At 69.5% G+C, this 25,473-nt stretch carries 30 protein-coding genes; 17 read left to right on the top strand and 13 right to left on the bottom strand.

Annotated elements, in window-relative coordinates; all coding sequences use genetic code 11:
• Window positions 1-384 precede the first annotated feature (384 nt).
• The 4 genes from B128_RS0102795 to queA are packed head-to-tail and all read left to right on the top strand — an operon-like array spanning window position 385 to window position 5,297.
• On the top strand, window positions 385-1,143 hold the full coding sequence (locus B128_RS0102795; protein WP_018110763.1) for a TIGR00282 family metallophosphoesterase: 759 nt from the start codon (window positions 385-387) through the stop codon (window positions 1,141-1,143).
• On the top strand, window positions 1,140-3,716 hold the full coding sequence (locus B128_RS0102790; protein WP_026174972.1) for a phosphoenolpyruvate carboxylase: 2,577 nt from the start codon (window positions 1,140-1,142) through the stop codon (window positions 3,714-3,716). The genes B128_RS0102795 and B128_RS0102790 overlap by 4 nt, the downstream gene beginning before the upstream one ends.
• 10 nt (window positions 3,717-3,726) lie before the next feature.
• Complete coding sequence (locus B128_RS0102785) at window positions 3,727-4,266, top strand: LabA-like NYN domain-containing protein (protein WP_018110761.1); 540 nt, start codon at window positions 3,727-3,729, stop codon at window positions 4,264-4,266.
• Complete coding sequence (gene queA / locus B128_RS0102780) at window positions 4,263-5,297, top strand: tRNA preQ1(34) S-adenosylmethionine ribosyltransferase-isomerase QueA (RefSeq protein WP_018110760.1); 1,035 nt, start codon at window positions 4,263-4,265, stop codon at window positions 5,295-5,297. The genes B128_RS0102785 and queA overlap by 4 nt, the downstream gene beginning before the upstream one ends.
• Here queA and B128_RS0102775 read toward each other — a convergent pair.
• A complete protein-coding gene (locus B128_RS0102775; RefSeq protein ID WP_026174971.1) occupies window positions 5,287-5,682 on the bottom strand; it encodes an inorganic diphosphatase in 396 nt (131 codons plus the stop codon). The two genes, queA and B128_RS0102775, sit on opposite strands and share 11 nt — an antisense overlap.
• On the bottom strand, window positions 5,679-7,028 hold the full coding sequence (mgtE, locus tag B128_RS0102770) for a magnesium transporter (RefSeq protein WP_018110758.1): 1,350 nt from the start codon (window positions 7,026-7,028) through the stop codon (window positions 5,679-5,681). The genes B128_RS0102775 and mgtE overlap by 4 nt, the downstream gene beginning before the upstream one ends.
• Before the next feature lie 207 nt (window positions 7,029-7,235).
• Here mgtE and ffh point away from each other — a divergent pair, with 207 nt between their 5' ends.
• The 6 genes from ffh (at window position 7,236) to rplS (ending at window position 10,804) form a co-directional block, all read left to right on the top strand.
• Window positions 7,236-8,540 carry a signal recognition particle protein gene (gene ffh / locus B128_RS0102765; RefSeq protein ID WP_018110757.1) on the top strand — a complete coding sequence of 435 codons (1,305 nt, stop codon included), beginning with the start codon at window positions 7,236-7,238 and terminating at the stop codon, window positions 8,538-8,540.
• Window positions 8,541-8,547: 7 nt separating this feature from the next.
• Window positions 8,548-8,805: a 30S ribosomal protein S16 gene (gene rpsP / locus B128_RS0102760; protein WP_018110756.1), complete on the top strand. Its 258-nt coding sequence runs from the start codon at window positions 8,548-8,550 to the stop codon at window positions 8,803-8,805.
• A gap of 61 nt (window positions 8,806-8,866) precedes the next feature.
• Entirely contained in the window at window positions 8,867-9,085 is a 219-nt protein-coding gene (locus tag B128_RS0102755; RefSeq protein ID WP_018110755.1) for a KH domain-containing protein, read from the top strand.
• Window positions 9,086-9,101: 16 nt separating this feature from the next.
• A complete protein-coding gene (gene rimM / locus B128_RS0102750; RefSeq protein WP_018110754.1) occupies window positions 9,102-9,590 on the top strand; it encodes a ribosome maturation factor RimM in 489 nt (162 codons plus the stop codon).
• 5 nt (window positions 9,591-9,595) lie between these two features.
• Complete coding sequence (gene trmD / locus B128_RS0102745; protein WP_018110753.1) at window positions 9,596-10,315, top strand: tRNA (guanosine(37)-N1)-methyltransferase TrmD; 720 nt, start codon at window positions 9,596-9,598, stop codon at window positions 10,313-10,315.
• 57 nt (window positions 10,316-10,372) lie between these two features.
• Entirely contained in the window at window positions 10,373-10,804 is a 432-nt protein-coding gene (gene rplS, locus B128_RS0102740) for a 50S ribosomal protein L19 (protein ID WP_018110752.1), read from the top strand.
• Window positions 10,805-10,843: 39 nt separating this feature from the next.
• Here rplS and B128_RS0102735 read toward each other — a convergent pair whose 3' ends face one another.
• On the bottom strand, window positions 10,844-11,422 hold the full coding sequence (locus tag B128_RS0102735; RefSeq protein ID WP_026174970.1) for a response regulator: 579 nt from the start codon (window positions 11,420-11,422) through the stop codon (window positions 10,844-10,846).
• Window positions 11,423-11,465: 43 nt separating this feature from the next.
• On the opposite strand from B128_RS0102735, the gene sdaAA reads away from it, so the two are divergent.
• Window positions 11,466-12,329, top strand: a complete 864-nt coding sequence (gene sdaAA / locus B128_RS0102730) for an L-serine ammonia-lyase, iron-sulfur-dependent, subunit alpha (RefSeq protein WP_018110750.1) — start codon at window positions 11,466-11,468, stop codon at window positions 12,327-12,329.
• Window positions 12,330-12,332: 3 nt separating this feature from the next.
• Here the strand turns inward: sdaAA and B128_RS0102725 are convergent, their stop codons facing one another.
• Window positions 12,333-13,193 (bottom strand): sulfurtransferase, encoded by an 861-nt coding sequence (locus B128_RS0102725; protein WP_018110749.1) that lies wholly within the window; start codon window positions 13,191-13,193, stop codon window positions 12,333-12,335.
• Window positions 13,194-13,447: 254 nt separating this feature from the next.
• On the opposite strand from B128_RS0102725, the gene B128_RS0102720 reads away from it, so the two are divergent.
• Together B128_RS0102720 and B128_RS0102715 are read left to right on the top strand one after the other, a co-directional pair.
• On the top strand, window positions 13,448-14,128 hold the full coding sequence (locus B128_RS0102720; protein ID WP_026174968.1) for a zinc metallopeptidase: 681 nt from the start codon (window positions 13,448-13,450) through the stop codon (window positions 14,126-14,128).
• Window positions 14,129-14,377 carry a TFIIB-type zinc ribbon-containing protein gene (locus tag B128_RS0102715; protein ID WP_018110747.1) on the top strand — a complete coding sequence of 83 codons (249 nt, stop codon included), beginning with the start codon at window positions 14,129-14,131 and terminating at the stop codon, window positions 14,375-14,377.
• A gap of 50 nt (window positions 14,378-14,427) precedes the next feature.
• On the opposite strand, the gene B128_RS0102710 is transcribed toward B128_RS0102715, so the two are convergent.
• The 7 genes from B128_RS0102710 to B128_RS0102680 form a co-directional block, all read right to left on the bottom strand.
• Window positions 14,428-15,078, bottom strand: a complete 651-nt coding sequence (locus B128_RS0102710) for a peroxiredoxin (protein ID WP_018110746.1) — start codon at window positions 15,076-15,078, stop codon at window positions 14,428-14,430.
• 76 nt (window positions 15,079-15,154) lie between these two features.
• The gene (locus B128_RS0102705) at window positions 15,155-15,481 is read right to left on the bottom strand and encodes a nucleoside triphosphate pyrophosphohydrolase family protein (protein ID WP_018110745.1); all 327 of its coding nucleotides are present in this window, start codon (window positions 15,479-15,481) and stop codon (window positions 15,155-15,157) included.
• Window positions 15,471-18,500: an AAA family ATPase gene (locus B128_RS0102700; protein ID WP_018110744.1), complete on the bottom strand. Its 3,030-nt coding sequence runs from the start codon at window positions 18,498-18,500 to the stop codon at window positions 15,471-15,473. The genes B128_RS0102705 and B128_RS0102700 overlap by 11 nt, the downstream gene beginning before the upstream one ends.
• Window positions 18,497-18,991, bottom strand: a complete 495-nt coding sequence (locus tag B128_RS0102695) for a GerMN domain-containing protein (protein WP_018110743.1) — start codon at window positions 18,989-18,991, stop codon at window positions 18,497-18,499. The genes B128_RS0102700 and B128_RS0102695 overlap by 4 nt, the downstream gene beginning before the upstream one ends.
• Window positions 18,992-18,993: 2 nt before the next feature.
• A complete protein-coding gene (locus B128_RS0102690) occupies window positions 18,994-20,136 on the bottom strand; it encodes an N-acetylmuramoyl-L-alanine amidase family protein (RefSeq protein ID WP_018110742.1) in 1,143 nt (380 codons plus the stop codon).
• On the bottom strand, window positions 20,133-20,567 hold the full coding sequence (smpB, locus tag B128_RS0102685) for an SsrA-binding protein SmpB (protein ID WP_018110741.1): 435 nt from the start codon (window positions 20,565-20,567) through the stop codon (window positions 20,133-20,135). Before smpB ends, B128_RS0102690 begins: the two co-directional genes overlap by 4 nt.
• A gap of 203 nt (window positions 20,568-20,770) precedes the next feature.
• A complete protein-coding gene (locus B128_RS0102680; protein ID WP_018110740.1) occupies window positions 20,771-21,376 on the bottom strand; it encodes a biotin transporter BioY in 606 nt (201 codons plus the stop codon).
• 210 nt (window positions 21,377-21,586) lie between these two features.
• Here B128_RS0102680 and gap point away from each other — a divergent pair, with 210 nt between their 5' ends.
• From gap to tpiA, 3 genes are read left to right on the top strand one after another with little or no spacing between them, the layout of a single operon-like run.
• Window positions 21,587-22,582, top strand: a complete 996-nt coding sequence (gene gap / locus B128_RS0102675) for a type I glyceraldehyde-3-phosphate dehydrogenase (RefSeq protein ID WP_018110739.1) — start codon at window positions 21,587-21,589, stop codon at window positions 22,580-22,582.
• A complete protein-coding gene (locus B128_RS0102670; RefSeq protein WP_018110738.1) occupies window positions 22,583-23,752 on the top strand; it encodes a phosphoglycerate kinase in 1,170 nt (389 codons plus the stop codon).
• Window positions 23,753-23,809: 57 nt separating this feature from the next.
• Entirely contained in the window at window positions 23,810-24,562 is a 753-nt protein-coding gene (tpiA, locus tag B128_RS0102665) for a triose-phosphate isomerase (protein ID WP_018110737.1), read from the top strand.
• Here the strand turns inward: tpiA and B128_RS0102660 are convergent.
• Both B128_RS0102660 and B128_RS0102655 read right to left on the bottom strand, forming a co-directional pair.
• Window positions 24,559-24,954 carry a type II toxin-antitoxin system VapC family toxin gene (locus B128_RS0102660; protein WP_018110736.1) on the bottom strand — a complete coding sequence of 132 codons (396 nt, stop codon included), beginning with the start codon at window positions 24,952-24,954 and terminating at the stop codon, window positions 24,559-24,561. The two genes, tpiA and B128_RS0102660, sit on opposite strands and share 4 nt — an antisense overlap.
• Window positions 24,951-25,175: a ribbon-helix-helix domain-containing protein gene (locus B128_RS0102655; protein ID WP_008632330.1), complete on the bottom strand. Its 225-nt coding sequence runs from the start codon at window positions 25,173-25,175 to the stop codon at window positions 24,951-24,953. The genes B128_RS0102660 and B128_RS0102655 overlap by 4 nt, the downstream gene beginning before the upstream one ends.
• Before the next feature lie 52 nt (window positions 25,176-25,227).
• Between B128_RS0102655 and B128_RS0102650 the strand changes: the two genes are divergently transcribed.
• A partial coding sequence (locus tag B128_RS0102650; protein ID WP_018110735.1) for a transposase occupies window positions 25,228-25,473 on the top strand: 246 nt, incomplete at its 3' end.

Genomic DNA, 25,473 nt, shown 5'->3' with positions numbered 1-25,473 from the left:
GGTTGCAAAAGCCTTAGCCCCGTAAGGGGATTGCTACACGTATCAGAGAGGCCGCCGTCTGGTCATCCGAAAGGGACACCCGTTGCAAAAGCCTTAGCCCCGTAAGGGGATTGCTACTACGCCCCGATAAGGGCGTCCTCCGCGAAGAGGTCCCGTTGCAAAAGCCTTAGCCCCGTAAGGGGATTGCTACTTACGAACTTCTTCCAAGGCCTGAATGGCCTTGTGCCTGTTGCAAAAGCCTTAGCCCCGTAAGGGGATTGCTACCCTGCACTTCCTCAGCGTGCAGGCATGCCTTGTACCAGCAGTACCTCTTCCTTGAAAGGTTTTTCGGGAAATGGGGCAAGTAGCCCATAGGGGGCCTGTGGGGCTTCGTATAATGCCCCCATGCGGGTTCTCTTCATCGGAGACGTCATGGCCGAGCCTGGCCTGCGGGCGGTGAGCCTGCACCTGCCAGACATCCGCGACCGCTACGACCTGGTCATCGCCAACGGGGAGAACGCCGCCAAGGGCAAGGGCCTGGATAGGCGCTCTTACCGCCTTCTGCGGGAGGCGGGGGTGGACCTCATCTCCCTGGGCAACCACGCCTGGGACCACAAAGAGGTCTACGAGCTTTTGGAGCGTGAGCCCGTGGTGCGGGCCCTCAACTACCCCCCGGGGACCCCGGGGCGGGGTTTTTGGCGCCTGGAGGTTGGGGGGGAAAGCCTCCTCTTCGTGCAGGTCATGGGGCGGGTCTTCATGGACCCCCTGGACGACCCCTTCCGTGCCCTGGACAGGCTCCTGGAGGCAGAGCGGGCCGATTACGTGCTGGTGGAGGTCCACGCCGAGGCCACCAGCGAAAAGATGGCCCTGGCCCACTACCTGGACGGCCGGGTGGCCGCCGTCTTGGGCACCCACACCCACGTGCCCACCCTGGACGCCACCCGCTTTCCCAAGGGCACCCTGTACCAGACCGACGTGGGCATGACGGGCACCTACCAGTCCATCATCGGGGGGGAGGTGGAGACCTTCCTGGCCCGCTTCCTCACGGGCCGGCCCCAGCCCTTCCGCGCCGCCCAGGGCCGGGCCCGCTTCCACGCCACCGAGCTGGTGCTGGAGGGGGGTAAGCCGGTCTCCATCAGCCCCTACGTGTGGGAGGAGCCGTGAGGGAGGAGGCCCCGGCCGAGCTTAGAAAAGAGGTGGACTACCTGGGCCGCCTCCTGGGGGAGGCCATCCGGAGCATTTCCGGGGAGCGGTTCTTCGCCCTGGTGGAGGAGGTGCGCCACCTGGCCAAGGCCCGCCGCCAGGGGGACGAGGGGGCGGGCGAGGCCCTGTGCCGGCGGGTGGAGGGGCTTTCCCCCGAGGAGGCCGAGGCCCTGGTGCGGGCCTTCACCCACTACTTCCACCTGGTGAACCTGGCGGAGGAGCGCCACCGGGTGCGGGTGAACCGCCAAAGGGCCCAGGCGGAGACCCTGGACGCCCCCAGGCCCGAGGGGTTTTTGGCCCTGGCCAAGGCCCTCAAGGAGCGGGGGCTTTCCCCCGAGGAGGCCGAAGCCCACCTGAACCGCCTGGAGCTCATCCTCACCTTCACCGCCCACCCCACGGAGACCCGGCGGCGCACCCTGCGGCATCATCTGGAGCAAATCCAGGAGGAACTGGAGGCCGGGGATGGGGTGCGTCTGGCCGCCCGCGTGGCCCTGCTCTACGCCACCGAGGAGGTGCGCAAGGCCCGGCCCAGCGTGGAGGACGAGATCAAGGGGGGGCTTTACTACCTGCCCACCACCCTGTGGCGGGCCATTCCCAAGGTGGTGGAGGGCCTCGAGACCGCTTTGGAGCGGGTTTACGGCAAAAGGCCCCGCCTGCGTAGCCCGGTGCGCTTCCGGAGCTGGATCGGCGGGGACCGGGACGGCAACCCCTTCGTCACCCCCGAGGTGACCGCCTTCGCCGCCCGCTACGCCCGGCAGGTGGCCCGGGAGAGGTTTCTGGGGGAGCTGGAGGGCTTGGTCCGCGACCTCTCCCTCTCCGAGGCCAAGGTGCCCGTGCCCCGGGAGGTGCGGGCCGGGGGAGAGGGGGTGGAGCGGTTTCCCGGGGAGCCCTACAGGCGCTTCTTCGCCCGGCTCTACGCCCGCCTGGAGCGGGAAGAGGCCAGCACGGAGGAGCTTTTGCGGGCCCTCAGGGCGGCCGAGGCGGGGCTTGGCGGGGTGGGGCTTGAGGCGGTGGTCCAGGCCTTTTTGCGCCCCCTCGAGGCCCGCCTCAGCGCCTTCGGCCTGGAGCTTGCCCCCTTGGACCTGCGGGAGGAGTCCTCGAGGCTCCAGGAGGCCGCGGCCGAGCTCCTGGCCGTGGGCGGGGTGCACGCCGGCTACCTGGACCTTCCTCCCGAGGCCAAGGAGGCCCTCCTCACCCAGGAGCTGAGGACGGCAAGGCCCCTCCTCCCCGTGGGGGAGGCCCCCCGGGGGGAGGCCCTGAGGACGGCCCTGGGGGCCCTCAGGGCCTGGCGGGACAGGGGAGCCCACGTGGTCTCCATGACCCACCACCCCGCCGACCTCCTGGCCGTCTTCCTCCTGGCCCGGGAGGTGGGGCTGTACCGCCCCGGGGAGGCCCTGCCCTTTGACGTGGTCCCCCTCTTTGAGACCCTGGAGGATCTGGAGAGGGCTCCTCAGGTCCTGGCCCGCCTCCTGCAAAACCCCGTCTTCCTGGCCCACGCCCGGGGCCGGGGCGGGGTGGAGGTGATGATCGGCTACTCCGACTCCAACAAGGACGCCGGCTTCCTCATGGCCAACCTGGCCCTCTACCAGGCCCAGGAGGCCCTGGCCCGTCTGGGGGCGGAGGTGGGCGTTCCCGTGCACTTCTTCCACGGCCGGGGCACCTCCACCGCCCGGGGCGGGGGGCCCGCCGGCCGGGCCATCGCCAGCCTGCCCCCCAGGAGCGTGGGCCACCGCCTGCGCCTCACGGAGCAGGGGGAGGCCCTGGCCGACCGCTACGCCCACCCCGACCTGGCGGTGCGCCACCTGGAGCAACTCCTCTTCCACTTCGCCCAGGCCGCCTTGGGGGAGGGGAAGGAGCCCGAGCCCCGCTGGCGGGAGGCCCTGTGGCGGGCGGGGGAGGAAGCCATGGGCCGCTACCGGGCCCTTTTGGCCCAGGAGGGCTTTTTTCCCTTCTTTGAGGCCCTCACCCCCATCCGGGAGATTGGGGAGCTTCCCATCGCCAGCCGGCCCGTCTACCGCCACGGCCGGGTGCGGGACATCCGCGACCTAAGGGCCATCCCCTGGGTCATGGCCTGGACCCAGGTGCGCCTCCTCCTTCCGGGGTGGTACGGGCTTTCCGCCCTGGAGGCCATTCCTCTGGATTTACTGCAGAAAATGTACCGGGAGTGGCCCTTCTTCGCCAGTACCCTGGAAAGCGCCGCCATGGCCCTGGCCAAGGCCGACCTGGGGGTGGCCAGGCTTTACCTGCGCCTGGTGCCCGAGGCCCTCCACCCCCTCTTCCACCAGGTCGCCCAGGAGTACCAGAAGACGGTGGCCCTCCTGGAGGCCATCTTCCAGGCCCCCCTCCTCCACAACCAGAAGACCCTGGAGCGGCAGACCGCCCTGCGCAACCCCTACGTGGACCCCATCAACTTCGTGCAGGTGGAGCTCCTCCGCCGCTACCGCGCCCCCGGGGGGCGGGAGGACGAAGCCCTGAGGAAGGCCCTCCTCCTCTCCCTCCTGGGGGTGGCGGCGGGGCTGCGCAACGCCGGGTAAGATGGGGGCGATGGAGCCCCTTGGCCACCACCCGGACCAACGCGTGGGTGTCTTCGTGGATACCCAGAACCTCTACCACTCCGCCCGGGACTACTACGAGCGCAACGTGAACTTTGAAAGCCTCCTGCGCTTTGCCGTGGGCGGCAGGCGCCTCATCCGGGCCACCGCCTACGTGGTGGAGCGGGAGGGGGACACCTCCGCCTGGCCTTTCATCTACAAGCTCTCCACCATCGGCTACCGGGTGCGGCGCATGTACCTCACCCTGAAGGAGCTGGGCGAGGGGGGAAAGCCCATCTACGAGGGCAACTGGGACATGGGCATCGCCGCGGACATGGTGCGCCTCATGCCCCACCTGGACGTGGTGGTGCTGGGGAGCGGGGACGGGGACTTCGTGGAGATCCTCGAGGTCCTCATGGAGCGGGGCATCCGGGTGGAGGTGGTGGCCTTCCGGGAGACCACCGCCCAGAAGCTCATTGACGCGGTGGACCGCTTCACCCACCTCCCCGACATCCCCAACCCCTTCATGGAACCCAAGAACGCCGAACGATGAGCCTGGAAGCCTACGACTACCACCTGCCCCCGGAGCTCATCGCCCAGGAGGGGGTGGAGCCCCGGGACATGGCCCGGATGCTGGTGGTCCGCCGGGAGGGGCCTTTTCGCCCCGAGCACCGGCGGGTGCGTGATCTTCCCGAGTACCTGCGGCCTGGGGACGTGCTGGTCTTCAACGAGAGCAAGGTGATCCCCGCCCGCCTCCTGGGGCAGAAGCCCACGGGGGGCAGGGTGGAGGTGCTCTTGGTGCGGGAGAAGGCCCCGGGCCTCTGGGAGGCCCTTTTGGGGCCGGCCCGCCGTGCCCCCGTGGGCACCCGCCTCCGCTTCCTCTCCCCCAAGGACCTTTCCCCCGTGCCGGACCTCGAGGCCCTGGTGGTGGGCGTGGAGCCCGATGGGGTGCGCCTCCTCCGCTTCCAGGGGGACCTCATGGCCCACCTGGAGGCGGTGGGGGAGGTGCCCCTGCCCCCCTACATCCGGCACCGGGTGCCCCTGGAGCGCTACCAGACGGTCTACGCCCGGCGCCCGGGCTCCGTGGCCGCCCCCACCGCCGGCCTTCACTTCACCCCGGAGCTTTTGGCCCGGTTGCGGGAAGCCGGGGTGGAACTCCACTTCCTCACCCTGCACGTGGGTCCTGGCACCTTCCGCCCGGTGAAGGGGGACCCGGAGCGGCACGAGATGCACGCGGAGCCCTTTGAGATCCCCGAGGCCACCGCCTTGGCGGTGAACCGGGCCCGGGCTGAGGGGCGCCTGGTGGTGGCCGTGGGCACCACGGTGGTGCGGGCCCTGGAGAGCGCCTACCGCGAGGGGGAGGGGGTGGTGCCCGGGGCGGGGGAGACCCGGCTCTTCATCCGCCCCCCCTACCGCTTCCGGGCCATAGACGCCCTTTTCACCAACTTCCACCTGCCCCGCTCCACCCTCCTCATGCTGGTGGCCGCCTTCCTGGGCCACGAGAGGACCCTGGAGGCCTACCGCCTGGCGGTGGCGGAGCGCTACCGCTTCTACTCCCTGGGGGACGCCATGCTCATCCTCTAGCCCCCAGGGACTCCACCCAGGCCCAGGCCTCCTCCGGGTCCAGGAGGCGGGGCTGGCGTTCGGGGGCGAACCAGGCCAGGAGGGGGGCGAGGGCCTCCTTGTCCAGGGCCTGGGGGCCAGGGGCCAGGAGGAGCTTGTGGTCCTGGTCCGCCAGGGCCAGAAGGCCCACCACCTCCCCCTCCACCAGGCTTCCCGGGGGGAGGGGAGGGCCCAGGAAGACCGCGTCCACCTCCTCCCCGTCCGCGGGGTTCTGGAGGCCGGGGACGAGGCCGTAGTTGACGGGGGCAGGCCGGTCCTGGCCCACCAGCACCAGCCGCCCCTCCTTCCAGGCGTAGCGCCGGGGGCTACCCTGGCTCCACTCCACCACCATCCTCAGGCGCCTCATACCAGGTTCAGGAGGAGGCGGGCCATGGTCAGGTAGATGAGGAGGCCCGTCACGTCCGTGAGGGTGGCGATGAGGGGATTGGAGAGGAGGGCGGGGTCCACCCCCAGCCGCCTCAGGCCGAAGGGCAGGAGGGCCCCCACCAGGTTGGCGAAGACCACGATGAGGAGCAGGGAAAGCCCCACCACCGGCACCAGGCTCAGGTGGCCGTCCAGGGCCACCTTGCCCAAGAGGAGGAGGGCCAGGGTGAGGCCCAGGAGGACCCCTACCGCCACCTCCTTGCCCAACACCTCCCGCCAGTCCTTGAGGTCCAGGTCCCGGGTGGCCAGGGCGCGGATGATGAGGGTGGAGGCCTGGTTGCCCGTGTTGCCCCCGGTGCCGATGAGGACGGGCACGTAGAAGGCCAGGGCGGTCGCCGCCTCCAGGAGGCCTTCAAACCCCTGGAGGATGGAGCTGGTCACCATGCCCGTGAGGATGAGGATCACCAGCCAGCGCACCCGGGCCAGCCACAGGTTCACCGGGGAGGCCTGGCTGTAGACCAGGTCGGGCACGTCCACCGCGGCCAGCTTGTGGATGTCCTCCGTGGCCTCGGCCTCGAGGACGTCCAGCACATCGTCCACCGTGACGATGCCCACCAGGCGGTCCTCCTCGTCCACCACCGGGAGGACGGTGAAGTCGTAGTCGGCCATGAGGCGGGCCACCTCCTCCTGGTCGGTGTCCGTGCGCACGTGGACCACCCTGGGGTTCATGATCTCCGCCACCTTGGTCCTGGGGTCGGCCACGATCAGGTCCCGCAGGGAGAGCACCCCCTTGAGGCGGCTTTCCTCGTCCACCACGTAGAGGTAGTAGATGGTCTCGGCGTCGGGGGCTGCCCGGCGGAGAAAGCGGAGCACCTCCTCCACCGTCATGCCCTCGCGCACGGCCACGTACTCGGGGGTCATGAGGCCGCCCGCCTCGTCCTCCTCGTACTGGGTGAGCTCCTCCACCTCCGCCCGGGTCTCCGGGTCCAGGGCCTCCTTCAGGCGGCGGTAGAGGTCGGGGTCCTCCTCCTCCACCGCCTGGAGGGCGTCGGCCAGGTCGTCCAGGGAAAGCTCCTCCAGAAGCTCCCGGACCCGCCAGGGCGGGAGGGTCTTCAGGTACTCCGCCTGGGCCTCCGGTGAGAGGTTGGAAAACACCTCTGCCGCCTTGTCCTTGGGCAGGAGGGTGAGGAGGACGTAGCGGTGCTCCCCCTCCAGGTCGTCCCAGAGGTTCAGGAGGTCCTGGGGGTGCACCTCCTCCAGGAGCTTTTTCAGGGTCAGGGTGTCGCCCTCTTCCAGGGCTTGGAGAAGGGGGGAAAGGGTCGTCTCCACAGGCGGCCTCCTTTCTCACCGAAGGCCGCCCGGGGGCGGCCTTCAGGGCCTCGGACTCGAGGGCAGGGCCTCGGACATATCCTCCTTAGCCTAGGCTCCGCCGTGGAGGGCGTCAACCTTGCCCACTAGAAATGTAGGAAAAATTGAGGTTGACATGCTCAAGGGGGGTGGTCTATCCTGGAGCCCGGCCTTGGGGCCAGGAGAGGCATGTTTGGACAGCTGGCGGCACGACTGCAGGAGGCCATAGACCGGCTCAGGGGCCGGGGGCGGATCAGCGAGGAGGACCTGAAGTCCACCTTGCGGGAGATCCGCCGGGCCCTCATGGACGCCGACGTGAACCTGGAGGTGGCCCGCTCCTTCGTGGAAAGCGTGCGGGAAAGGGCCCTGGGCCAGAAGGTCCTGGAGAGCCTCACCCCCGCCGAGGTAGTCTTGGCCACGGTCTACGAGGCCCTGAAGGAGGCCCTGGGGGGCGAGCCCCGCTTCCCCACCCTGAAGGAGCGGAACCTGTGGTTCTTGGTGGGCCTCCAGGGTTCCGGCAAGACCACCACCGCCGCCAAGCTGGCCCTCCACTACAAGGGCAAAGGGCGCAGGCCCCTCCTGGTGGCCGCCGATACCCAGCGCCCCGCCGCCCGGGAGCAACTCCGCATCCTGGGGGAGAAGGTGGGGGTGCCGGTCCTGGAGGTGATGGACGGGGAGTCCCCGGAGTCCATCCGCCGCCGGGTGGAGGAGAAGGCCCGCCTCGAGGTGCGGGACCTCATCCTGGTGGACACCGCCGGCCGCCTGCAGATTGACGAGCCCCTCATGGCCGAGCTGGCCCGCCTCAAGGGGGTCATGAACCCCGACGAGGTCCTCCTGGTCCTGGACGCCATGACCGGCCAGGAGGCCCTGGCCGTGGCCCGGGCCTTTGACGAGAAGGTGGGGGTCACGGGGCTGGTCCTCACCAAGCTGGACGGGGACGCCCGGGGCGGGGCGGCGCTTTCCGCCCGCCACGTGACCGGTAAGCCCATCTACTTCGCCGGGGTCTCCGAGCGCCCCGAGGGCCTGGAGCCCTTCTACCCCGACCGCCTGGCCAGCCGCATCCTGGGCATGGGGGACGTGGCCACCCTGGCGGAGAAGGTAAAGGCGGCGGGCCTCGAGGCCGAGGCCCCCAAGACCGCCAAAGAACTCACCCTGGAGGACTTCCTCAAGCAGCTCCAGAACCTCAAGCGCCTGGGCTCCTTCTCGGAAATCCTGGGGATGCTCCCCGGGGTGGGGAAGGCCCTGCCCCCCGGGGTGCAGGTGGACGACCGGGCCCTGAAGCGCCTGGAGGCCATCGTCCTCTCCATGACCCCGGAGGAGCGCAAGGACCCCCGCATCCTCAACGGCTCCCGCCGCAAGCGCATCGCCAAGGGCAGCGGCACCAGCGTCCAGGAGGTCAACCGCTTGATCAAGTCCTTTGAGGAGACCAAGGCCCTGATGAAGTCCCTGGAAAAGCGCAAAGGCCGGGGACTCATGGGAATGTTCAGGAGGTAGTGCAAGTATGGTCAAGATCAGGCTTTCCCGGTTCGGCTCCAAGCACAACCCCCACTACCGCATCGTGGTCACCGACAGCCGCAGGAAGCGGGATGGGGCCTACATTGAGAAGATCGGCTACTACGACCCCCGCAAGACCACCCCGGACTGGCTCAAGGTGGACGTGGAGCGGGCCAAGTACTGGCTCTCCGTGGGGGCCCAGCCCACGGACACCGCCCGCCGGCTCCTCAGGCAGGCGGGGGTCTTCCGGCAGGAGGCCCAGTAGCCCCTCTTCCCGGCGCCGGGCGGGAGCCCCCGTTCGGCGCCCTTTCCTTTAGCATGTCCTTATGAAGGACCTGGTGGAGTACCTGGCCAAGAGCCTGGTGGACCATCCCGAGGCCGTGCGGGTGCAGGAGCGCCGCACCCGGGAGGGTCCAGTGTACGTGGTGGAGGTGGCCCCCGAGGACAAGGGCCGCCTGATTGGCAAGCAGGGGCGGGTCATTGAGGCCCTGCGCACCCTGGTGCGGGCCTACGCCAAGCGCAAGGTGAGCGTGGAGGTGCGCTAGGGTATAATCAAAAGGTATGCGCCTGGTGGAGATTGGCCGCTTTGGGGCGCCCTACGCCCTCCAGGGGGGGCTTAAGTTCCGGGGGGAGCCGGTGGTGGCTCACCTGGAACGGGTCTACGTGGAGGGCCACGGGTGGCGGGCGGTAGAGGACCTCTACCAGGTGGCCGGGGAGACGGTGATCCACCTGGCAGGGGTCACCACCCGGGAGCTGGCCGAGGTCCTGGTGGGCCTGCGGGTCTACGCCGCCGTGGCCGACCTGCCTCCCCTGGAGGAGGGGCAGTACTACTACTTCGCCCTCATCGGCCTGCCCGTCTATGTGGCGGGGGAGCAGGTGGGGGAGGTGGCCGACATCCTGGACGCTGGGGCCCAGGACATCCTGGTCATCCGGGGGGTGGGGGAGCGGCTACGGGACCGGGCCGAGCGCCTGGTACCCCTCCAGGCCCCCTACGTGCGGGTGGAGCCGGAGGGCATCCACGTGGAGCCCATCCCTGGGCTTTTTGACTAGCCTCCATGCGCTACACCATCCTCACCCTGTTTCCCGGCCTCGTCCGCCCCTGGCTTTCCGAATCCCTTCTAAAAAAGGCCCTGGAGAAGGGCCTCATCGCCGTGGAGGTGGTGGACCTGCGGGCCTTCGGCCTGGGGCGCCACCGCACGGTGGACGACACCCCCTACGGGGGCGGGGCGGGGATGGTCATCCGGCCCGATGTGGCCGTAGCTGCCTTGGAGTCGGTGCTGCCCGCGGACGAGGTCATCCTCCTCTCCCCGGCGGGGGAGCCCTTTACCCAGGCCCTAGCCGAGGAGCTGGCCGGGAAGTCCCACCTGGTCCTCCTCTCCGGCCGCTACGAGGGGTTTGACGCCCGGGTGGAGGCCTTTGCCACCCGGGTGCTTTCCATCGGGGACTATGTGCTCATGGGGGGGGAGGTGGCGGCTTTGGCGGTGCTGGAGGCCACGGCCCGGCTCATCCCGGGGGTGATTGGCGACCCCCAGAGCCACCGGGAGGACTCCTTCGTGCGGGGCCTTCTGGACTACCCCCAGTTCACCCGGCCTCCCGAGTTCCGGGGGCTTAGGGTGCCGGAGGTCCTCCTCACGGGCCACCACCAGGAGGTGGCCCGTTGGCGGCGGAAGGAGGCCCTAAGGCGCACCCTTCTCCTCCGTCCGGAGCTCTTGCGGGAGGCCCGGGTGGGGGCCCTCGAGGTCCAGTGGCTTGCGGAACTGGACCGGGAGGGCTAAACTTAGGTCTGTTGCCCATGAACCCGGGAAGGGTTCCTCTGGGACGGGAGGCTAGCCATGAACCGAGGAGCGCTTTTGAAGGTGGTGGAATCCCGCTACACCCGCACCGACCTGCCTGAGTTCCGTCCGGGGGATACCGTGCGGGTAGCCTACCGGGTGACGGAAGGGAACCGCACCCGGGTGCAGAACTTTGAGGGCATCGTCATCAAGGTCAAGCGCAACGGCTACAACACCAGCTTCACCGTGCGCAAGGTGAGCTACGGGGTAGGGGTGGAGCGCATCTTTCCCCTGAACTCCCCCCTGATTGAGAAGGTGGAAATCGTGCAGCGGGGCCGGGCCCGCCGGGCGAAGCTCTACTTCATCCGTAGCCTCTCCGAGCGGGAGATCCGCCGCAAGCTCCGGGCCGACCGCAAGCGCATCGGCCAGGACCAGGAGCGGGCCAAGGCCGCCAAGGAGGAGGCCCAAGCCCAATCCGAGGCCCAGGAGTAAGGGCCCAAGCCCAGGGGAGCGGGGGGCACCCGCTCCCCTTTACTTTAGGAAACCCAGGGCCCGGGCGCGCTCCAGGGCTTCCACGCGGTTCCTGGCCAGGAGTTTTCCGTATAGGTTTTCCAGGTGGTCCTTCACCGTGTCCGGGGAAAGCCCCAGGGAGCGGGCCATCTCCTTCACGGAAAGGCCCTGGGCCAGGAGAAGGAGCACCTCCTCCTCCCGGGGGGTGAGGTTGGGGAGGGAAGGGGGGTTTAGCCGCTCCTCCCCCCGGGCCACCCTGAGGAGGCGTCGCTTGAGCTCGGGAGCGGAGAGCTCCTTGGAGAAGTAGGCGTCGGCCCCCGCCAGGAAGGCCTCCCGCACCAGGGCGGGCTCCTGGTAGGTGGTGAGGAGGGCCACAAGGCCCTGGTAGCCCGCCTGGCGTAGCCTGCGGGTGCACTCGAGGCCGTCCAGGCCCGGCATGCGCAGGTCCAGGAGGACGGCCTCTGGGCGAAGGGCCAGGGTTTTCTCCAGGGCCTCCTGTCCGTTTTCTGCCTCCCCCACCACCACCAGGCCCTCGCCTTCCAGCCCTGCCCGCAGGCCCAGCCGGAAGAGGGGGTGGTCGTCGGCGATGAGGAGGCGCATCCCCTCCAGCATACCCAAGGGGCCGAGCCCCTATACTGGAGGCATGTCCTTGACCCTAAACGGCCTAGCAGAGCTTTCGGGCCGTGCCTCTGAGCACATCCTGCGGGAGGAGGTGGAGGAGACCGGCCTGCCCCCTGAGGCTATCCTGGCCAAGCTCCGGGAGCGCCTTGGGATCATGCGGGACGCTGTCCGCCGGGGGCTGGCCTCGGACGCCCCCAGCGTGGCCGGCATGGTGGGGTGGAACGCCAAGACCCTTTGGGAGGCCCCGGACCCCCTGCAGGACCCCCTCTTGAAGCGGGTCCAGGCCTACGCCATGGCGGTCAACGAGGAGAACGCCCGCATGGGCCGCATCGTGGCCGCCCCCACGGCGGGAAGCGCCGGCACCCTCCCCGGGGCCCTCCTGGGGGTGGCCGACCACCTGGGCCTTCCCGACGAGGACCTCCTCATGCCCCTGGTCCTGGCGGCCGGGGTGGCCAAGATCATCAGCCGGCAGATCTACATCGCCGGGGCCAGCGGGGGGTGCCAGGCAGAGATTGGCTCCTCCGCGGCCATGGCCGCGGCCGCGGTCACCGAGCTTCTGGGGGGAAGCCCGGAGGCCTGCGCCCACGCCGCGGCCTTGGCCCTGCAGAACACCCTGGGCCTGGTATGCGACCCCGTGGGGGGGTTCGTGGAGGTCCCCTGCGTGATGCGCAACGGCTTTTACGCCGTGCACGCGGTGAGCGCCGCCTCCATGGCCCTGGCGGGCATACGGAGCGTAATCCCCCCGGACGAGGTCATCCTGGCCATGGCCGGCATCGGCCGCCTTTTGCCCCTGGAGCTCAAGGAAACCGGCCTGGGAGGCCTAGCCGACACCCCCACGGGGCGTAAGCTGGCGGAAAAGGCCCTGAAGGGGGAGGGTGATGCCTGAGGCCTACTCCTCCCCCTTGACCACCGGCACCCCCACCAGGTTGCCCCACTCCGTCCAGGAGCCGTCGTAGTTCTTCACGTGGGGGTAGCCCAGGAGGTACTTGAGGACGAACCAGGAGTGGCTGGAGCGCTCGGCGATGCGGCAGTAGACCACGATGTCCTTGTCCTTGGTGATGCCCAGGGGCTCGTAGAGGGCCCTGAGTTCCTCCGGGCTTTTGAAGGTGCCGTCGGGGTTCACCGCCTTGGCCCAGGGGATGTTCTTGGCCCCGGGGATGTGCCCGGCCCGCAGGGCCCCCTCCTGGGGGTAGTTGGGTATGTGGGTGAGCTCGCCCCGGTATTCCTCGGGGCTCCGCACGTCCACCAGGGCCCCCTTGCCCTCCTTGACCTTGAGGATGTGCTTCAGCACCTCGTCCCGGTAGGCCCGGATGGACTCATCCCGGTAGGGGACCCGGTACTGGCCCTTGGGGTAGCTGGGCACCTCGGTGGTGAGGGGGCGGCCCTCCTCCACCCACTTCTGCCGCCCGCCGTTCATGAGGCGCACGTCCCCGTGGCCGTTGTACTTGAAGAACCAGAAGGCGTAGGCGGCCCACCAGTTGTTCTTGTCCCCGTAGAGGACCACGGTGGTGTCGTTGGAGATGCCCAGGCGTTCCATGAGGGCGGCAAAGCCCTCCTCGTCCACGAAGTCCCGCACCACCGGGTCCCAGAAGTCCCGCTGCCAGTCCACCTTCTGCGCTCCCGGGATGTGCCCGGTGTCGTAGAGGAGGATGTCCTCGTCCACCTCGAGGACCCGCACCCCGGGGTCTTCCAGGTGGGCCTCTACCCACTCGGTGGTGACCAGAACCTCTGGATGGGCGTAGCCTGCCATAGTTTCCCTCCCGGGGCCAATATACCCCTGAGTGCGTCAAAGCAAAAGAGCCGGGACACATTTCGCCCAAGGTCCTTGCCAGCCGGGGTGGGGTCTGCTATAAAGGTACCTGCGGGGAGTAGCCGCCCCTGAAGGGGCCAGCCGGTCGTCAGTACGGGAGTTCTCCCCGGTCGGCTGGGGCGCCTAGGGCGCATGGCGAGACCACCTAAATGGTGGCCTCGGTCTTTTGCTACTGCCCGCAAGGAGGGAGAAGCATGGATGTTCTTGCGCCCGTGCTCATGGGGTTGGTCTTCGTGGCCAGCCTGGCCATTCAGGGAGGGTTGCAGGCCACCTTTGCCCGCTTTAGCCGGGTGGCCAACAGCCGGGGCCTCACCGGAGCCCAGGTGGCCCGGGCCATTCTAGACGCCCACGGCCTGACCCACGTGCGGGTGGAGGCCGTACCCGGGGCCCTCACGGACCACTACGACCCCCAGGCCAAGGCGGTGCGCCTTTCCGAGCCCAACTACGCCTCCCCCAGCCTGGCCGCCCTGGCGGTGGCCGCCCACGAGGTGGGGCATGCGGTCCAGGACGCCCAGGGCTACGCCTGGCTCCGGGTGCGGGCCAGCCTCTGGCCGGCGGCCAGCCTGGGGAGCAACCTGGGTCCCATCCTGGTGATCCTGGGGCTGGTCCTTGGGGCCTTTGGCCTGGCGAAGCTTGGGCTCTACCTGTACCTGGCCGTGGCCCTCTTCCAGCTCATCACCCTGCCCGTGGAGTTTGACGCCTCGAGGCGGGCCCTGGAGTTCCTGCGGCGCATGGGCTTCCTGGCCCAGCCGGAGATGGGCCCGGCGCGCCAGGTCCTCACCTGGGCCGCCCTCACCTACGTGGCCGCCCTGGCCAGCTCCCTGGCCACCCTCCTCTACTACGCCAGCCTCCTCATGGGCCGGAGGGAGGAGTAGATGCCCCTGCTCCTTTGCCCCAACTGCGGCGTGGGCATGCGGGAGGTGGAGCGCCGCGGGGTGCAGATTGACGTCTGCCCCCAGTGCGGGGGGGTGTGGCTGGACCGGGGGGAGCTGGAAAAGCTCCTTACCGAGGCCAAAGAGGTGGAGCGGGCCTACGAGGAGGAGCGGGAGGCCTACTACCGCAAGGAGGGGAAGCCCTACAAAAAGAAGAAGGGCTTCCTGGAGCTCTTTGACCTCTTTGACTGAGCCCAAAGGCTAAGCCCCCCGGGCAGGCGCCCGGGGGGCTTTGGCCTTCCTCAATCGGCCTTCTTCAGGCGCAGGTACCAGCGGCGGTATTCTGTGTACTCCCCCTTCTTGGCCTCATCGGCCTTCAGCTCGGCCAGGGTGGCAGGAGGCTTGACGATGGCCGCTTCCCCGGGTTGCCAGTCGGCGGGGGTGTTGAGCCCGGTGCGGTCGGTGAACTGCAGGGCCCGGATGAAGCGGAGGATCTCGTCAATGTTGCGGCCGGTGGTGAGGGGGTAGTAGAGCATGCCCCGGAGGATGCCGTTGGGGTCAATGATGAAGACGGCCCGCACCGCCGCGGTCTCGCTGGCCGCGGGGTGGATCATCCCGTAAAGGCGGGAGACCTTCATGTCCAGGTCGGCGATCACCGGGAAGTTGATGGTGAGGCCCGACATCTCCTCGAGGTCCTTCAGCCAGGCCAGGTGGGCGTGGACAGAGTCTATGGAAAGCCCCACCAGCTGGACCCCCAGGGCCTCAAACTCCTTCTGCCGCTTGGCGAAGGCCAGGAACTCCGTGGAGCACACGGGGGTGAAGTCGGCGGGATGGCTGAAGAGCACCACCCACTTGCCCTTGAGGTCGGAAAGCCGGAGCTCCCCCGCGGTGGTCTTGGCCACGAAGTCGGGGGCAGGTTCGTTGAGGCGGGGTAGGGAAAAGGTCTCTTGCATAGGTTACCTCCTTGGCTGGAGTTTCCAGCCGCCCCCTAATATACCCTATGGGGGTAATAAACGCAAGCGATAATCGTTAGCGATTGTCCCCCGAGCCCCCCAACTGGCCCCGCGCCTGACGGGAGCGGAGCTTGGCCAGGTTTTTCTGGGCTACCTCCTCCAGGGACACCCCCAGGTCGGTGGCCACCTGGGCCACGTACCAGAGCACGTCCCCCAGCTCCGCCACCAGGGCTTCCCGCACCTCCTCGGTCAGGTTACCCCCCTGGTCCCGCAGCACCTTCTTTACCTTGTTGGCCAGCTCCCCGGCCTCCCCCACCAGGCCTAAGGTGGGGTAGAGGAGGCGGTAGGCCTCGGGGTAAAGGGCGGTCTTTTGGGCTTCCTTCTGGTAGGCCTCAAGGGTCATGGACCACCTCCTTGCGGATGGAATAGACCCGGCTCACCCCCCCCTCGGCGGTGACCCCGTAGAGGGCGTGGCAGGCCTCCATGGTGCGCTTCTGGTGGGTGACCAGGATGAACTGCCGTCCGGAGGCCAGGAAGCGGGCAAAGCGCAGGAGGTTGGCCTCGTCCAGGGCGGCGTCCACCTCGTCCAGGACGGCAAGGGGTAGCCCCCCCTGGAGCTCCCCCAGGGCGAAGAGGAAGGCCAGGGCCCCCAGGGTTTTCTCCCCCAGGGAGAGGAGGCGCAGGTCCTGGGTGCGCTTGCCCGCGGGCACCAACAGGAGCCTGAGCCCCCGGCCTTCCCGCCGCACCTCCGCCCGGGCCCCGAGGAGGGCCAAGGCGTGCTGGCGGAAGGCCTCCTGGAAGCGGTGGAAGGCCTCCCGCAGGCGCTCGCCGTATTCCTTTTCCACCCTTTTGGTCTCCTCCTCCAGGCGCAGGAGGGCCTGGGTGGCCTCGTCCACCTCCTTTTGCAACCTCTCCAGCTGGGCCTCCAGCTCGGCCAGCTCGGCCTCGGCCAGGGCGTTCACCGGACCCAGGCGGGCCCTTTCCCCCTCCACCCGGCTCAGGCGGGCCTGGAGGGCCCGGGGGGTGCCGGGGATGCGCTCCGCGGGGGGGAGGGTTGCGCGCTCCCGGGAAAGCTCCTCCAGGGTGGCCTCCCGCCGGGCCAGAAGCAGGCGCAGGTTCTCCCGCTCGGCCAGCAGGGCGTTGAGGCGGGTAAGGGTGCGGGCCTCCGCCTCCTGGGTCTGGCGCCTGGCCCTTTGCACCTCCTCCAAGCGCTTTTCCAGCTCCCGGGCCTCCTGGACCAGGGGGTGGGAGGCCTCAAGCCGCTCTTCCAGCTGGCGGATGCGTTCCTGCAGGCGCCGGGCTTCCTCCTGGGCCTTGGCCCAGGCCTGGTGGGCCGCAAGGAGGAGCCGCCAGCGCTCGTGGGCCTCGGCCTGGGCCAGGGCTTCCTCCAGCTTCCGCTTTTCCCCTTCCAGGAGGGCCAGGCGGTCCTCCTCCCAGGCTTCCTGAGGGGGGGTGGGGGGTTCGGGGACCGGGGGCAGGGGGGCGTTCAGCCGCCCCCGCAGGGCCGCCACCTGGGCCTTGAGGGCCTCCAGCTCCCGGGCCTCGGGCAGGGAGGCTAGGGCTCCCGCCAGGGCCTGAACCTGGGCTTCCAGCCCGGCCCGCTCCTCCGCCAGGGCCTCGAGGCGCCGGCGTAGAAGGAGGGTCTCCCCGCCCCCCTTGAGCCTTCCCCCCGAGAGGGCTCCCGAGCGTTCCAGGACCTCCCCCTCCAGGGTCACCAGCCGCTCCCTCCCCCCTGCCTTGCGGTAGGCCAGGGCGGCCTCCAGGTGGGCGAAGACCAGGGTGTCCCCCAGGAGGACCCGCAGGATGGCCTCTTCGGGCAGGCCGGGGAGCCTCAGCCGGGCCAGGCGGTAGGCGGGGCCCAGGAGGCCCTCTGCCGGCTTGGGGGATGGGGGCGGGGGGGGAGCGAGGAGGGTGAGGGGCAAAAAGGTGGCCCGCCCCCCCTCCCTTTTGAGGCGGGCGATGGCCGCCTTGGCCGCCTGCTCGTCCCGGGTGAGGACCCACTGGAGCCTGGGGCCCAGGGCCACCTCCAGGGCCAGCTCCAGCCCCGCCTCGGGCCGCACCAGGTCGGCCACCACCCCCAGCACCCCGTCTAGCCCCCGCACCCGCCTGGGGCCCTCCTGCAGGTCGGCCCCCGAGTCCAGAAGCCGCTTAAGCCGCTCCTCCTCCCTTAGGGCCGCTTGGGCCTGGGCCCGGAGCTCGGCCAGCCTCCCCTCCAGCCGGCGCCGCTCCTCTGCCTTTTCCTCCAGGAGGGGAAGCCGCGCGGCCTTTTCCCGAAGCTCCGCTTCCAGCGCCTGGCGGGCCGTCAGGGCCTGCTGGTAGGCCTTAAGGCGCTCCTCGTAACGGGCTCGCTCGGCCTCGTGGCGGCGCCGGGCCTCCTCCCATTGCCGCCTCTGGGCCATGAGGCGGCGCTCCTCCTCCTTTAGCCGTTCCCAGCGGGCCTTGAGTTCCTCCCTGGGTACCTCGGGGGCGGGCACCGGGGGGCCGGGGTGGGGGGGCTCGGGGCGGTCCAGGGCCTGGAGGACCCGGACGAGTTCCTGGCGTTCCCGTTCCAGCCCCTCCTGTTCCTTCAGGGCCAGGCGCACGCCCTCAAGCCGCTGGCGCAGGGCCTCCTCCTCGGCGAGGAGGGTCTGGCGCCTGGCCTCCAGCCCCTGGCGCTCCTCCTGGAGCCGGCCTTCCTCGGCGGCCAGGGTCTGGAGCCGGGCTTCGGCCTTTTGCATCTCCGCCAGAACCTCCTCCTTGCGGGCCTCCAGGAGGCTTGCCCGCAGGGCCAGGGCCTCGAGGTCCAGGGCGCGGGCCTGCCGGGCCCGTTCGGCCTCCTGCCGCAGGCGCTCGGCCCGGGCCCGCACCTCCCTTAGGGCCTCCTCCCGCCCTTCCAGGAGGCTCAGAGCCTCCTGAAGCCTTTCCTCCGTGGTCCGCACGGCCTCGGCCACGGGCCTCAGGCCTGCCGCCTCCTCCAGGTGGGCCAGGAGTACCTCCTCCGAGGCCTCCAGAAGCGCCCCCACTTCCCCTTGGCCCACGATGGCGTATCCCCCGCGCCCCAGACCTGTGCCCGCCAGGTGGAGGGCCAGGGCCTTGGCGCTGGTGGGGCGGCCATTCACCTTGAGCACGGTCCTCTCTCCCTCAATGCGCCGCTCCACGCTAAGCCGCTCCCGGCCCCGGGAAAGCTCCAGGCGCACCTCGGCGAGCCCCTGGGGGGGTCTGCCCTCGGCCCCGTGGAAGAGGAAGACCCGAAGCTCCTGCCCCCTTAGCTCGTGGGCCCGGGCCCCGGTGACGAAACGCAGGGCCTCCACCAGGTTGCTCTTGCCCGAGCCGTTGGGGCCGATGATGCCGGTGACGGGGTCGGGGAAGTCCAGCACCGTGCGCTCGGCGAAGGACTTGAACCCCTGGAGGATGAGGCGGTCTATGCGCCAGGCTTGGCTCATGGCAGGCGGATGGGCTGGCGGAGGTCCAGGTGGCCGAGTCCCACCCGGGCTTCCCCCTCTACCAGAAAGCGCACCTCCTCCGCCGGGGGGAAGGTGGCGAGGAGGGTGTAGGCCAGGCTGTAGAGGCGGAAGATCTCCTCCGTGGCGTCTAGGCCCTGGGCGAATTCCGCGGGCAGGTCCACCACCAGCCGCCCTTCCAGGCGGTAGAGGGCCTTGGGCAGGGGGGCGGCCAGGGCCTCGCTCCAGGCCTTGAGGGCCTGCCCCTCGGGCTCCTCCCCCGGGGCCAGTTCCAGGGTCTGGGTCTCCTTGAGGAACCCCTGGGGGGGGTTGGGGCGGAAGAGGATGAGGGCCAGCTGCCCTTTCCTTGCCTCCTCCGAGGGCAGGGAAAGGGCCGGGGCGTTGGGCCCGCTTCGGCTTTGCCAGTAGACCAAAGCACCCAGGAGGAAGACGGCGAGCCCGAAAAGGTTCCAGAAGGTGAGGACCTTGCGCATGTTCACTCCAGATAGGCGCGGATGGCCTGGGCCACGGCCCCGGCCACCTGGTTGCGGGCCTCGAGGGTCTTGAGGCGGTCCAGGCCCACCTCCAGCACCACCGCGGCCCCAGCTATGTCGGTGAGGGCGTAGGGCCCCTCGGCCTTGGCCACCACGATTCCCAGGGCGGAGAAGGCCTGCTCCAGGAGGGCCGCCAGGCGGCGGGGGTCCCCGGCGTAGGCCTTGAGCAGGGTCCCCTGTTCCGGGGGGAGGGTGGCCAGCAGGGCCTCGGCGTTTTGCGCCAGGGGGAGGCTCCTCTTCTTGGGCAGGTACAGGTTGACGGCGCTCCCTTGGGTGAGGTGGAAGGACACCAGGACCGAGGCCCCCTGGGCCTGGCGGAGGCGGGCCTCGAGGGGCAGGGTCTCGTCCCCTTGCCGGGTAAGGCGGCTTCCCGGCAGGCGGGCGGCCACCCGCCGGGCCAGGTCCAGGGTGAGGTCCTTCTCCAGGACGCCCCCCAGGGAAATCCCCGGGTCCTTCCCCCCGTGCCCGGGGTCCAGGAGGACCAGGGGCCGGGGCCGGGGCAGGGGGCCCCACTCCAGGGCCACCCCGTTCCCCCCGGGGTAGTAGAGGCGGTCTGGGGGCCTCTCCAGGGGGAGAAAGAGCCCCAGGGCCTCCTGGCGCAGGCCCGCCCCCTCCCCCTGGGCCAGGAGGAAGAGCACCCCGTTTTCCTGGACCACCGCGTTCACCTCCCGGGAGAAGCGCAGAAGCCACCGGTCCGGCCCCCGGTCAAAGGAAAGGAGCCGCGCCCAGGGCAGGCTGAGGAGAACCCCCTCCTGGGCACGGTAGGTGAGGCCCAGGGCCTCCGCCAGGGGGCGCAGGGGGATGAGGATCTCGCCTCCCCGCCTCCAGGCCTGGCCGCTCCGGGCGGCCTCTCCCTCGCCCCCCACCACGGCAAAGGCCTTCTGGCGGCTCCCCAGGCCCAGGGCCACCCGTCCTTCCCCCTGCCACAGGGAAAGCCCCAGGCCCTGGGCCACCAGGCGCACCTCCCCGTAGGCCACGCCCCGCCCCCCGGGGTAGAGGGCCTCCCCGGCCAGGGCCCCCACCTTCAAGGGCTTGGGGGCCTGGGCCAGGGCGGGCAGGAGGAAGAGGAGGACCCAAGGCCTCATAGCTCCTCCAGGGCCCGGCGCACGGCCCGCTTCTTGTCGTCCTCTTTCTTCTGGTAGGCCTTCTTGCCCCGGGCCAGGCCCAGGAGCACCTTGGCGTAGCCCCGCTCGTTGAAGTAGATCCTCAGGGGCACCAGGGTGAGCCCTTTCTGCTCCACCTTGCCCCGCAGGCGGTTCAGTTCGTGGCGGTGGAGGAGGAGCTTGCGCTTGCGCCGGGGGTCCACGTTGGTGTAGGAGCCCTTTTCGTAGGGGGCGATGTACAGGTTTTCCAGGTAGAGCTCGCCGTCCTCAAACTTGGCGAAGCTTCCCGTGAAGTCCGCCTTGCCCTCCCGCAGGGACTTCACCTCGGTGCCCCGCAGGACGATGCCCGCCTCGTAGGTCTCCAGGATCTCGTAGTCGTGCCGCGCGCGGCGGTTCTCCAGCACGGGGCCCATCTTATCAGAGGCGGTAGGCCCCTTCCCGCAGGTGGGGCAAGCAGGCCAGGAACTCGGGCTCCACCAGGAGGAGGCCTGCCTCCAGGGCCAGGGCCTGGGGTAGTGGGGCTTGGCTCAGGAAGAAAAGGTTTTACCCCCCTGGCCTAGGCCAAGGGGGTAAAGCCTTGGAGGCGTGCCTCGAGGCTTCCCAGGGCTAGGCGCGTCTACCTCCGGCCCAGGAGGCGCCAGGCGCTGGGGAGGAGCAGGGCCGCCAGCACCGCTTTCACCAGGTCGCCGGGGATGAAGGGGAAGAGGCCCATGGCCAAAAGCGCCCCGGTGCCGCCGAACTTGCCCGCCCCCATGAGCCAGGCGGCCAACCAGGGCAGGCCCACCAGGTAGAGGAGGGCGTTGCCCAGGAGCATGGCCAAGAGTGTGCCCAAGGGGCTCCGGTCCAGGCCAAACCGCTCCACCAGGAGCCCCACAAGCCCCGCTGCCAGGGGGAAGGCCAGGAGGAACCCCCCCGTGGGCCCCAGGACCTTGGCCATCCCCCCCGTGCCCCCGGCGAAGACCGGCAGGCCCATGGCCCCCTCCAGCAGGTAGGCCAGGAGGGCCAGGAACCCCAGGCGGCTCCCCAGGGCGGCCCCCACCAGGAGGACCCCTAGGGTCTGGAGGGTGATGGGCACCGGGGTGAAGGGCAGGGGAATGGCCACCTGGGCGGTGAGGGCCACGAAGAGGCTACCCGCCAGGACCAGGCTCAGGTTGCGGGCCAGGGTGGGCTTGGGCCAGAGGGTTTTGGCCAGGGGTGTGTAGGGAAGGGCTTCCGTCTTCATAGGACCTCCAGGAGACCGCCGGCTGGCGGTCGTCAACCAAACTACCCAGAAGGGGTTGACGCGTCAAGGCATGCCCTCCCTTAGCCCAGGACGGCCGGAGGCTTATGAAAGGCGGGGTATACTTAGGCCGTGGCTTCTGTCCCTTTCCTGGGCCCCGCCTTTGCGCTAAGCTGGGAGGGGATGGGAGCGTTTCCATCCCGGAGGTGATCTATGAAGGTAGGCATCAACGGATTCGGCCGCATTGGACGCCAGGTCTTCCGCATCCTGGAGCAGAGGGGCGTGGAGGTGGCCCTCATCAACGACCTTACCGACAACAAGACCCTGGCCCACCTCCTCAAGTACGACTCCATCTACCACCGCTTCCCGGGGGAGGTGGCCTACGACGAGGCCCACCTCTACGTGAACGGCAGGGCCATCCGGGCCACGGCCATCAAGGACCCCAAGGAGATCCCCTGGAAGGAGGTGGGGGTGGAGGTGGTCATTGAGTCCACCGGGGTCTTCACCGATGCCGATAAGGCCAAGGCCCACCTGGAGGGCGGGGCCAAGAAGGTGATCATCACCGCCCCGGCCAAGGGGGAGGACATCACCATCGTCATGGGGGTGAACCACGAGCAGTACGACCCTGCCAAGCACCACATCCTTTCCAACGCCTCCTGCACCACCAACTCCTTGGCCCCGGTGATGAAGGTGCTGGAGGAAGCCTTCGGGGTGGAGCGGGCCCTCATGACCACGGTGCACTCCTACACCAACGACCAGCGGGTCCTGGACCTGCCCCACAAGGACCTGCGCCGGGCCCGGGCGGCGGCCATCAACATCATCCCCACCACCACCGGCGCCGCCAAGGCCACCGCCCTGGTCCTCCCCTCCTTGAAGGGGCGCTTTGACGGCACCGCCCTGCGGGTGCCCACGGCCACAGGGAGCATCTCCGACATCACCGCGGTCCTGAAGCGGGAGGTGAGCGCGGAGGAGGTGAACGCCGCCCTTAAGGCTGCGGCCGAAGGTCCCCTGAAGGGCATCCTGGCCTACACCGAGGATGAGATCGTCCTGCAGGACATCGTCATGGACCCCCACTCCTCCATCGTGGATGGCAAGCTGACCAAGGCCCTGGGCAACCTGGTCAAGGTCTTCGCCTGGTACGACAACGAGTGGGGCTACTCCAACCGGGTGGCGGACCTGGTGGAGCTGGTGTTGCAGAAGGGGGTTTAGATGCGCACCCTGCAGGACCTGGACGCCCGGGGCAAGCGGGTGCTGGTGCGGGTGGACTACAACGTCCCCCTCAAGGACGGGGCGGTGCAGGACGAGACCCGCATCCTGGAAAGCCTGCCCACCCTGCGCCACCTCCTGGACCAGGGGGCCAGCCTGGTCCTCCTCTCCCACCTGGGCCGCCCCAAGGGGCCGGACCCCAAGTACTCCCTGGCCCCCGTGGCCGAGGCCCTGGCCCGGCACCTTTCGGGGGTGCGCTTCGTGCCCCATGCCCCCGGCTCGGAGGAGGCCTTCCGCGCGGTGGAGGCCCTGGGGCCGGGGGAGGTGGCCCTCCTGGAGAACGTGCGCTTTGAACCCGGGGAGGAGAAGAACGACCCCGACCTGGCCGCCCGCTACGCCCGGCTGGGGGAGGTCTTCGTGCTGGACGCCTTCGGGAGTGCCCACCGGGCCCATGCCAGCGTGGTGGGGGTGGCCAGGCTCCTGCCCTCCTTCGCCGGCTTCCTGATGGAGCGGGAGGTGCGGGCCTTGGCCCGCCTGCTCCGCGACCCCGAACGGCCTTACGCCGTGGTCCTGGGCGGGGCCAAGGTTTCGGACAAGATTGGGGTGATTGAGAACCTCCTGCCCCGCATTGACCGCCTCCTCATCGGCGGGGCCATGGCCTTCACCTTCCTCAAGGCCCTGGGGGGCGAGGTGGGCAAGAGCCTGGTGGAGGAAGACCGCCTGGAGCTGGCCAAAGACCTCCTGCGCCGGGCGGAGGCCCTGGGGGTGCGGGTCTACCTGCCCCAGGACGTGGTGGCCGCCGAGCGGATAGAGGCCGGGGTGGAGACCCGGGTCTTCCCTGCGGACGCCATCCCCATCCCCTACATGGGCCTGGACATCGGCCCCAAGACCCAGGCGGCCTTCGCCGAGGCCCTGGCAGGGGTGAGGACGGTGTTCTGGAACGGCCCCATGGGGGTTTTTGAGGTCCCCCCCTTTGACCAGGGGACGTTGGCGGTGGGGCGGGCCATTGCGGCCCTCGAGGGCGTCTACAGCGTGGTGGGTGGGGGCGACTCCGTGGCCGCGGTGAACCGCCTGGGCCTGAAGGAGCGCTTCACCCACGTCTCCACCGGGGGCGGGGCCAGCCTGGAGTACCTGGAGAAGGGCACCCTGCCCGGCGTGGAGGTCCTGGAGTAGCCCCCAAAGCCCCTTTTCCCGCCCCTCAAGGGGCGGGCTTTTCGTTATGATGCCCTCATGCGCCGGGTACTGGTGGCAGGAAACTGGAAGATGCACAAGGTGCCCTCTGAGGCCCGGGTCTGGTTTGCCGAGCTCAAAAGGCTCCTTCCCCCCCTGCAGTCGGAGGCGGCGGTCCTCCCCGCCTTCCCCATCCTCCCCGTGGCCAAGGAGGTCCTGGCCGGCACCCAGGTGGCCTACGGCGCCCAGGACGTCTCCGCCCACCGGGAGGGGGCGTACACGGGGGAGGTTTCCGCCCGCATGCTGGCTGATCTGGGGTGCCGCTACGCCATCGTGGGCCACTCCGAAAGGCGGCGCTACCACGGGGAGACGGACGCCCTGGTGGCGGAAAAGGCCAAGCGGCTTCTGGAGGAGGGGATTACCCCCATCCTCTGCGTGGGGGAGCCCCTGGAGGTGCGGGAGCGGGGAGAGGCGGTGCCCTACACCCTGGCCCAGCTCTTGGGGAGCCTGGAGGGGGTGGAGCCAGAGGGGCCGGAGCGGCTTGTCATCGCCTACGAGCCCGTCTGGGCCATCGGCACGGGCAGGAACGCCACCCCGGAGGACGCCCAGGCCATGCACCAGGCCATCCGCCAGGCCCTGGCGGAGCGGTACGGCCCGGGGTTTGCCCAGCGGGTGCGCATCCTCTATGGGGGGAGCGTGAACCCCAAGAACTTCGCCGGCCTCCTCTCCATGCCGGACGTGGACGGGGGGCTCGTGGGCGGGGCGAGCCTGGAGCTTGAAAGCTTCCTCGCCCTCCTCCGGATCGCGGGTTAGGGGAGTACCCGGATGGTCCCCTCCTGCGCCACCACGTGAAGGTGCCGGTCCAAGCTTAGGACCAGGCCCCCGTTCCGCTCGGCTACGGCGACGACCGCGGCGTCGGCAAAGCCCAAGGGCAGGTCCCGGTACCGGGCCACGAGCGCCCTGACCCGGGGCAGGTCTTCTTCCCCGCATTCCAGGGAGAAAGCCCCGGCCTCGAGGTCTTGGAGGAAGGCCTCGAGGGCCCCAAGGCCCAGGCGCCTTTCCGCGAGGTAGGCGATCTCGGCGAGGATGCCCATGGGCACCAGGTAGGGACCTGGATCAGAAAGAAGGAGCGCCTTAACGCGGCCGTGGTCCGGGTCCTTCCAGTTCAGGAGGGCGAAGAGGGCGGAGGTGTCCAGAGTGATCATCGCTCGGACCAGACCCTTTCCAGCCACCCCTCGGAGGCGCGCCCGGAGAGCTCCTCGTCCTCGCCCACGCCTAGGGAACGAAAGGCGGGTCTTTGGCGCTGGGTAAGGTAAGCGGCCAAGGCCTCCCGGATGAGCTCTGCCTGGCTTTTGCCCTCCCGCCGCGCGGCCTCCTTTAGGGCGCGGTGAAGCTCAGGGGGGAGGTAGAGGGTCGTCTTCTCCATGTCTTCACTGTACACCTTAGAGGCTGTCGTAAAAGGGTGGTATCCTTGAGGGATGAGCTCTAGACGATCTTACCCCAGCGACCTCAGCGATGCGGAGTGGGCCCTCCTGGAGCCCCTCATCCCAGCCCCCAAGCCCGGCGGCCGCCCCGCCAAGGTGCCGAGGAGAGAAATCGTTAACGCCATCCTTTACGTCCTGGAAAACGGCATCAAGTGGCGGGCTATGCCCCATGACTTGCCCCACTGGTCCACCGTCTACCACTACTTCCGCAAGTGGCAGAAGGAAGGCATTTGGGAGAAG

This window comes from Thermus igniterrae ATCC 700962 (genome assembly GCF_000376265.1).
Lineage (GTDB): Bacteria > Deinococcota > Deinococci > Deinococcales > Thermaceae > Thermus > Thermus igniterrae.
This window is presented reverse-complemented; position numbering and strand designations above follow the sequence as displayed.

Coding starts and splice junctions, on each gene's coding strand:
- B128_RS0102795 (WP_018110763.1), top strand. CDS start 385: ATGCGGGTTCTCTTCATCGGAGACGTCATGGCCGAGCCTGGCCTGCGG.
- B128_RS0102785 (WP_018110761.1), top strand. CDS start 3,727: ATGGAGCCCCTTGGCCACCACCCGGACCAACGCGTGGGTGTCTTCGTG.
- queA (WP_018110760.1), top strand. CDS start 4,263: ATGAGCCTGGAAGCCTACGACTACCACCTGCCCCCGGAGCTCATCGCC.
- B128_RS0102775 (WP_026174971.1), bottom strand. CDS start 5,682: ATGAGGCGCCTGAGGATGGTGGTGGAGTGGAGCCAGGGTAGCCCCCGG.
- ffh (WP_018110757.1), top strand. CDS start 7,236: ATGTTTGGACAGCTGGCGGCACGACTGCAGGAGGCCATAGACCGGCTC.
- rpsP (WP_018110756.1), top strand. CDS start 8,548: ATGGTCAAGATCAGGCTTTCCCGGTTCGGCTCCAAGCACAACCCCCAC.
- B128_RS0102755 (WP_018110755.1), top strand. CDS start 8,867: ATGAAGGACCTGGTGGAGTACCTGGCCAAGAGCCTGGTGGACCATCCC.
- rimM (WP_018110754.1), top strand. CDS start 9,102: ATGCGCCTGGTGGAGATTGGCCGCTTTGGGGCGCCCTACGCCCTCCAG.
- trmD (WP_018110753.1), top strand. CDS start 9,596: ATGCGCTACACCATCCTCACCCTGTTTCCCGGCCTCGTCCGCCCCTGG.
- rplS (WP_018110752.1), top strand. CDS start 10,373: ATGAACCGAGGAGCGCTTTTGAAGGTGGTGGAATCCCGCTACACCCGC.
- B128_RS0102735 (WP_026174970.1), bottom strand. CDS start 11,422: ATGCGCCTCCTCATCGCCGACGACCACCCCCTCTTCCGGCTGGGCCTG.
- sdaAA (WP_018110750.1), top strand. CDS start 11,466: ATGTCCTTGACCCTAAACGGCCTAGCAGAGCTTTCGGGCCGTGCCTCT.
- B128_RS0102725 (WP_018110749.1), bottom strand. CDS start 13,193: ATGGCAGGCTACGCCCATCCAGAGGTTCTGGTCACCACCGAGTGGGTA.
- B128_RS0102720 (WP_026174968.1), top strand. CDS start 13,448: ATGGATGTTCTTGCGCCCGTGCTCATGGGGTTGGTCTTCGTGGCCAGC.
- B128_RS0102715 (WP_018110747.1), top strand. CDS start 14,129: ATGCCCCTGCTCCTTTGCCCCAACTGCGGCGTGGGCATGCGGGAGGTG.
- B128_RS0102710 (WP_018110746.1), bottom strand. CDS start 15,078: ATGCAAGAGACCTTTTCCCTACCCCGCCTCAACGAACCTGCCCCCGAC.
- B128_RS0102705 (WP_018110745.1), bottom strand. CDS start 15,481: ATGACCCTTGAGGCCTACCAGAAGGAAGCCCAAAAGACCGCCCTTTAC.
- B128_RS0102700 (WP_018110744.1), bottom strand. CDS start 18,500: ATGAGCCAAGCCTGGCGCATAGACCGCCTCATCCTCCAGGGGTTCAAG.
- B128_RS0102695 (WP_018110743.1), bottom strand. CDS start 18,991: ATGCGCAAGGTCCTCACCTTCTGGAACCTTTTCGGGCTCGCCGTCTTC.
- B128_RS0102690 (WP_018110742.1), bottom strand. CDS start 20,136: ATGAGGCCTTGGGTCCTCCTCTTCCTCCTGCCCGCCCTGGCCCAGGCC.
- smpB (WP_018110741.1), bottom strand. CDS start 20,567: ATGGGCCCCGTGCTGGAGAACCGCCGCGCGCGGCACGACTACGAGATC.
- B128_RS0102680 (WP_018110740.1), bottom strand. CDS start 21,376: ATGAAGACGGAAGCCCTTCCCTACACACCCCTGGCCAAAACCCTCTGG.
- gap (WP_018110739.1), top strand. CDS start 21,587: ATGAAGGTAGGCATCAACGGATTCGGCCGCATTGGACGCCAGGTCTTC.
- B128_RS0102670 (WP_018110738.1), top strand. CDS start 22,583: ATGCGCACCCTGCAGGACCTGGACGCCCGGGGCAAGCGGGTGCTGGTG.
- tpiA (WP_018110737.1), top strand. CDS start 23,810: ATGCGCCGGGTACTGGTGGCAGGAAACTGGAAGATGCACAAGGTGCCC.
- B128_RS0102660 (WP_018110736.1), bottom strand. CDS start 24,954: ATGATCACTCTGGACACCTCCGCCCTCTTCGCCCTCCTGAACTGGAAG.
- B128_RS0102655 (WP_008632330.1), bottom strand. CDS start 25,175: ATGGAGAAGACGACCCTCTACCTCCCCCCTGAGCTTCACCGCGCCCTA.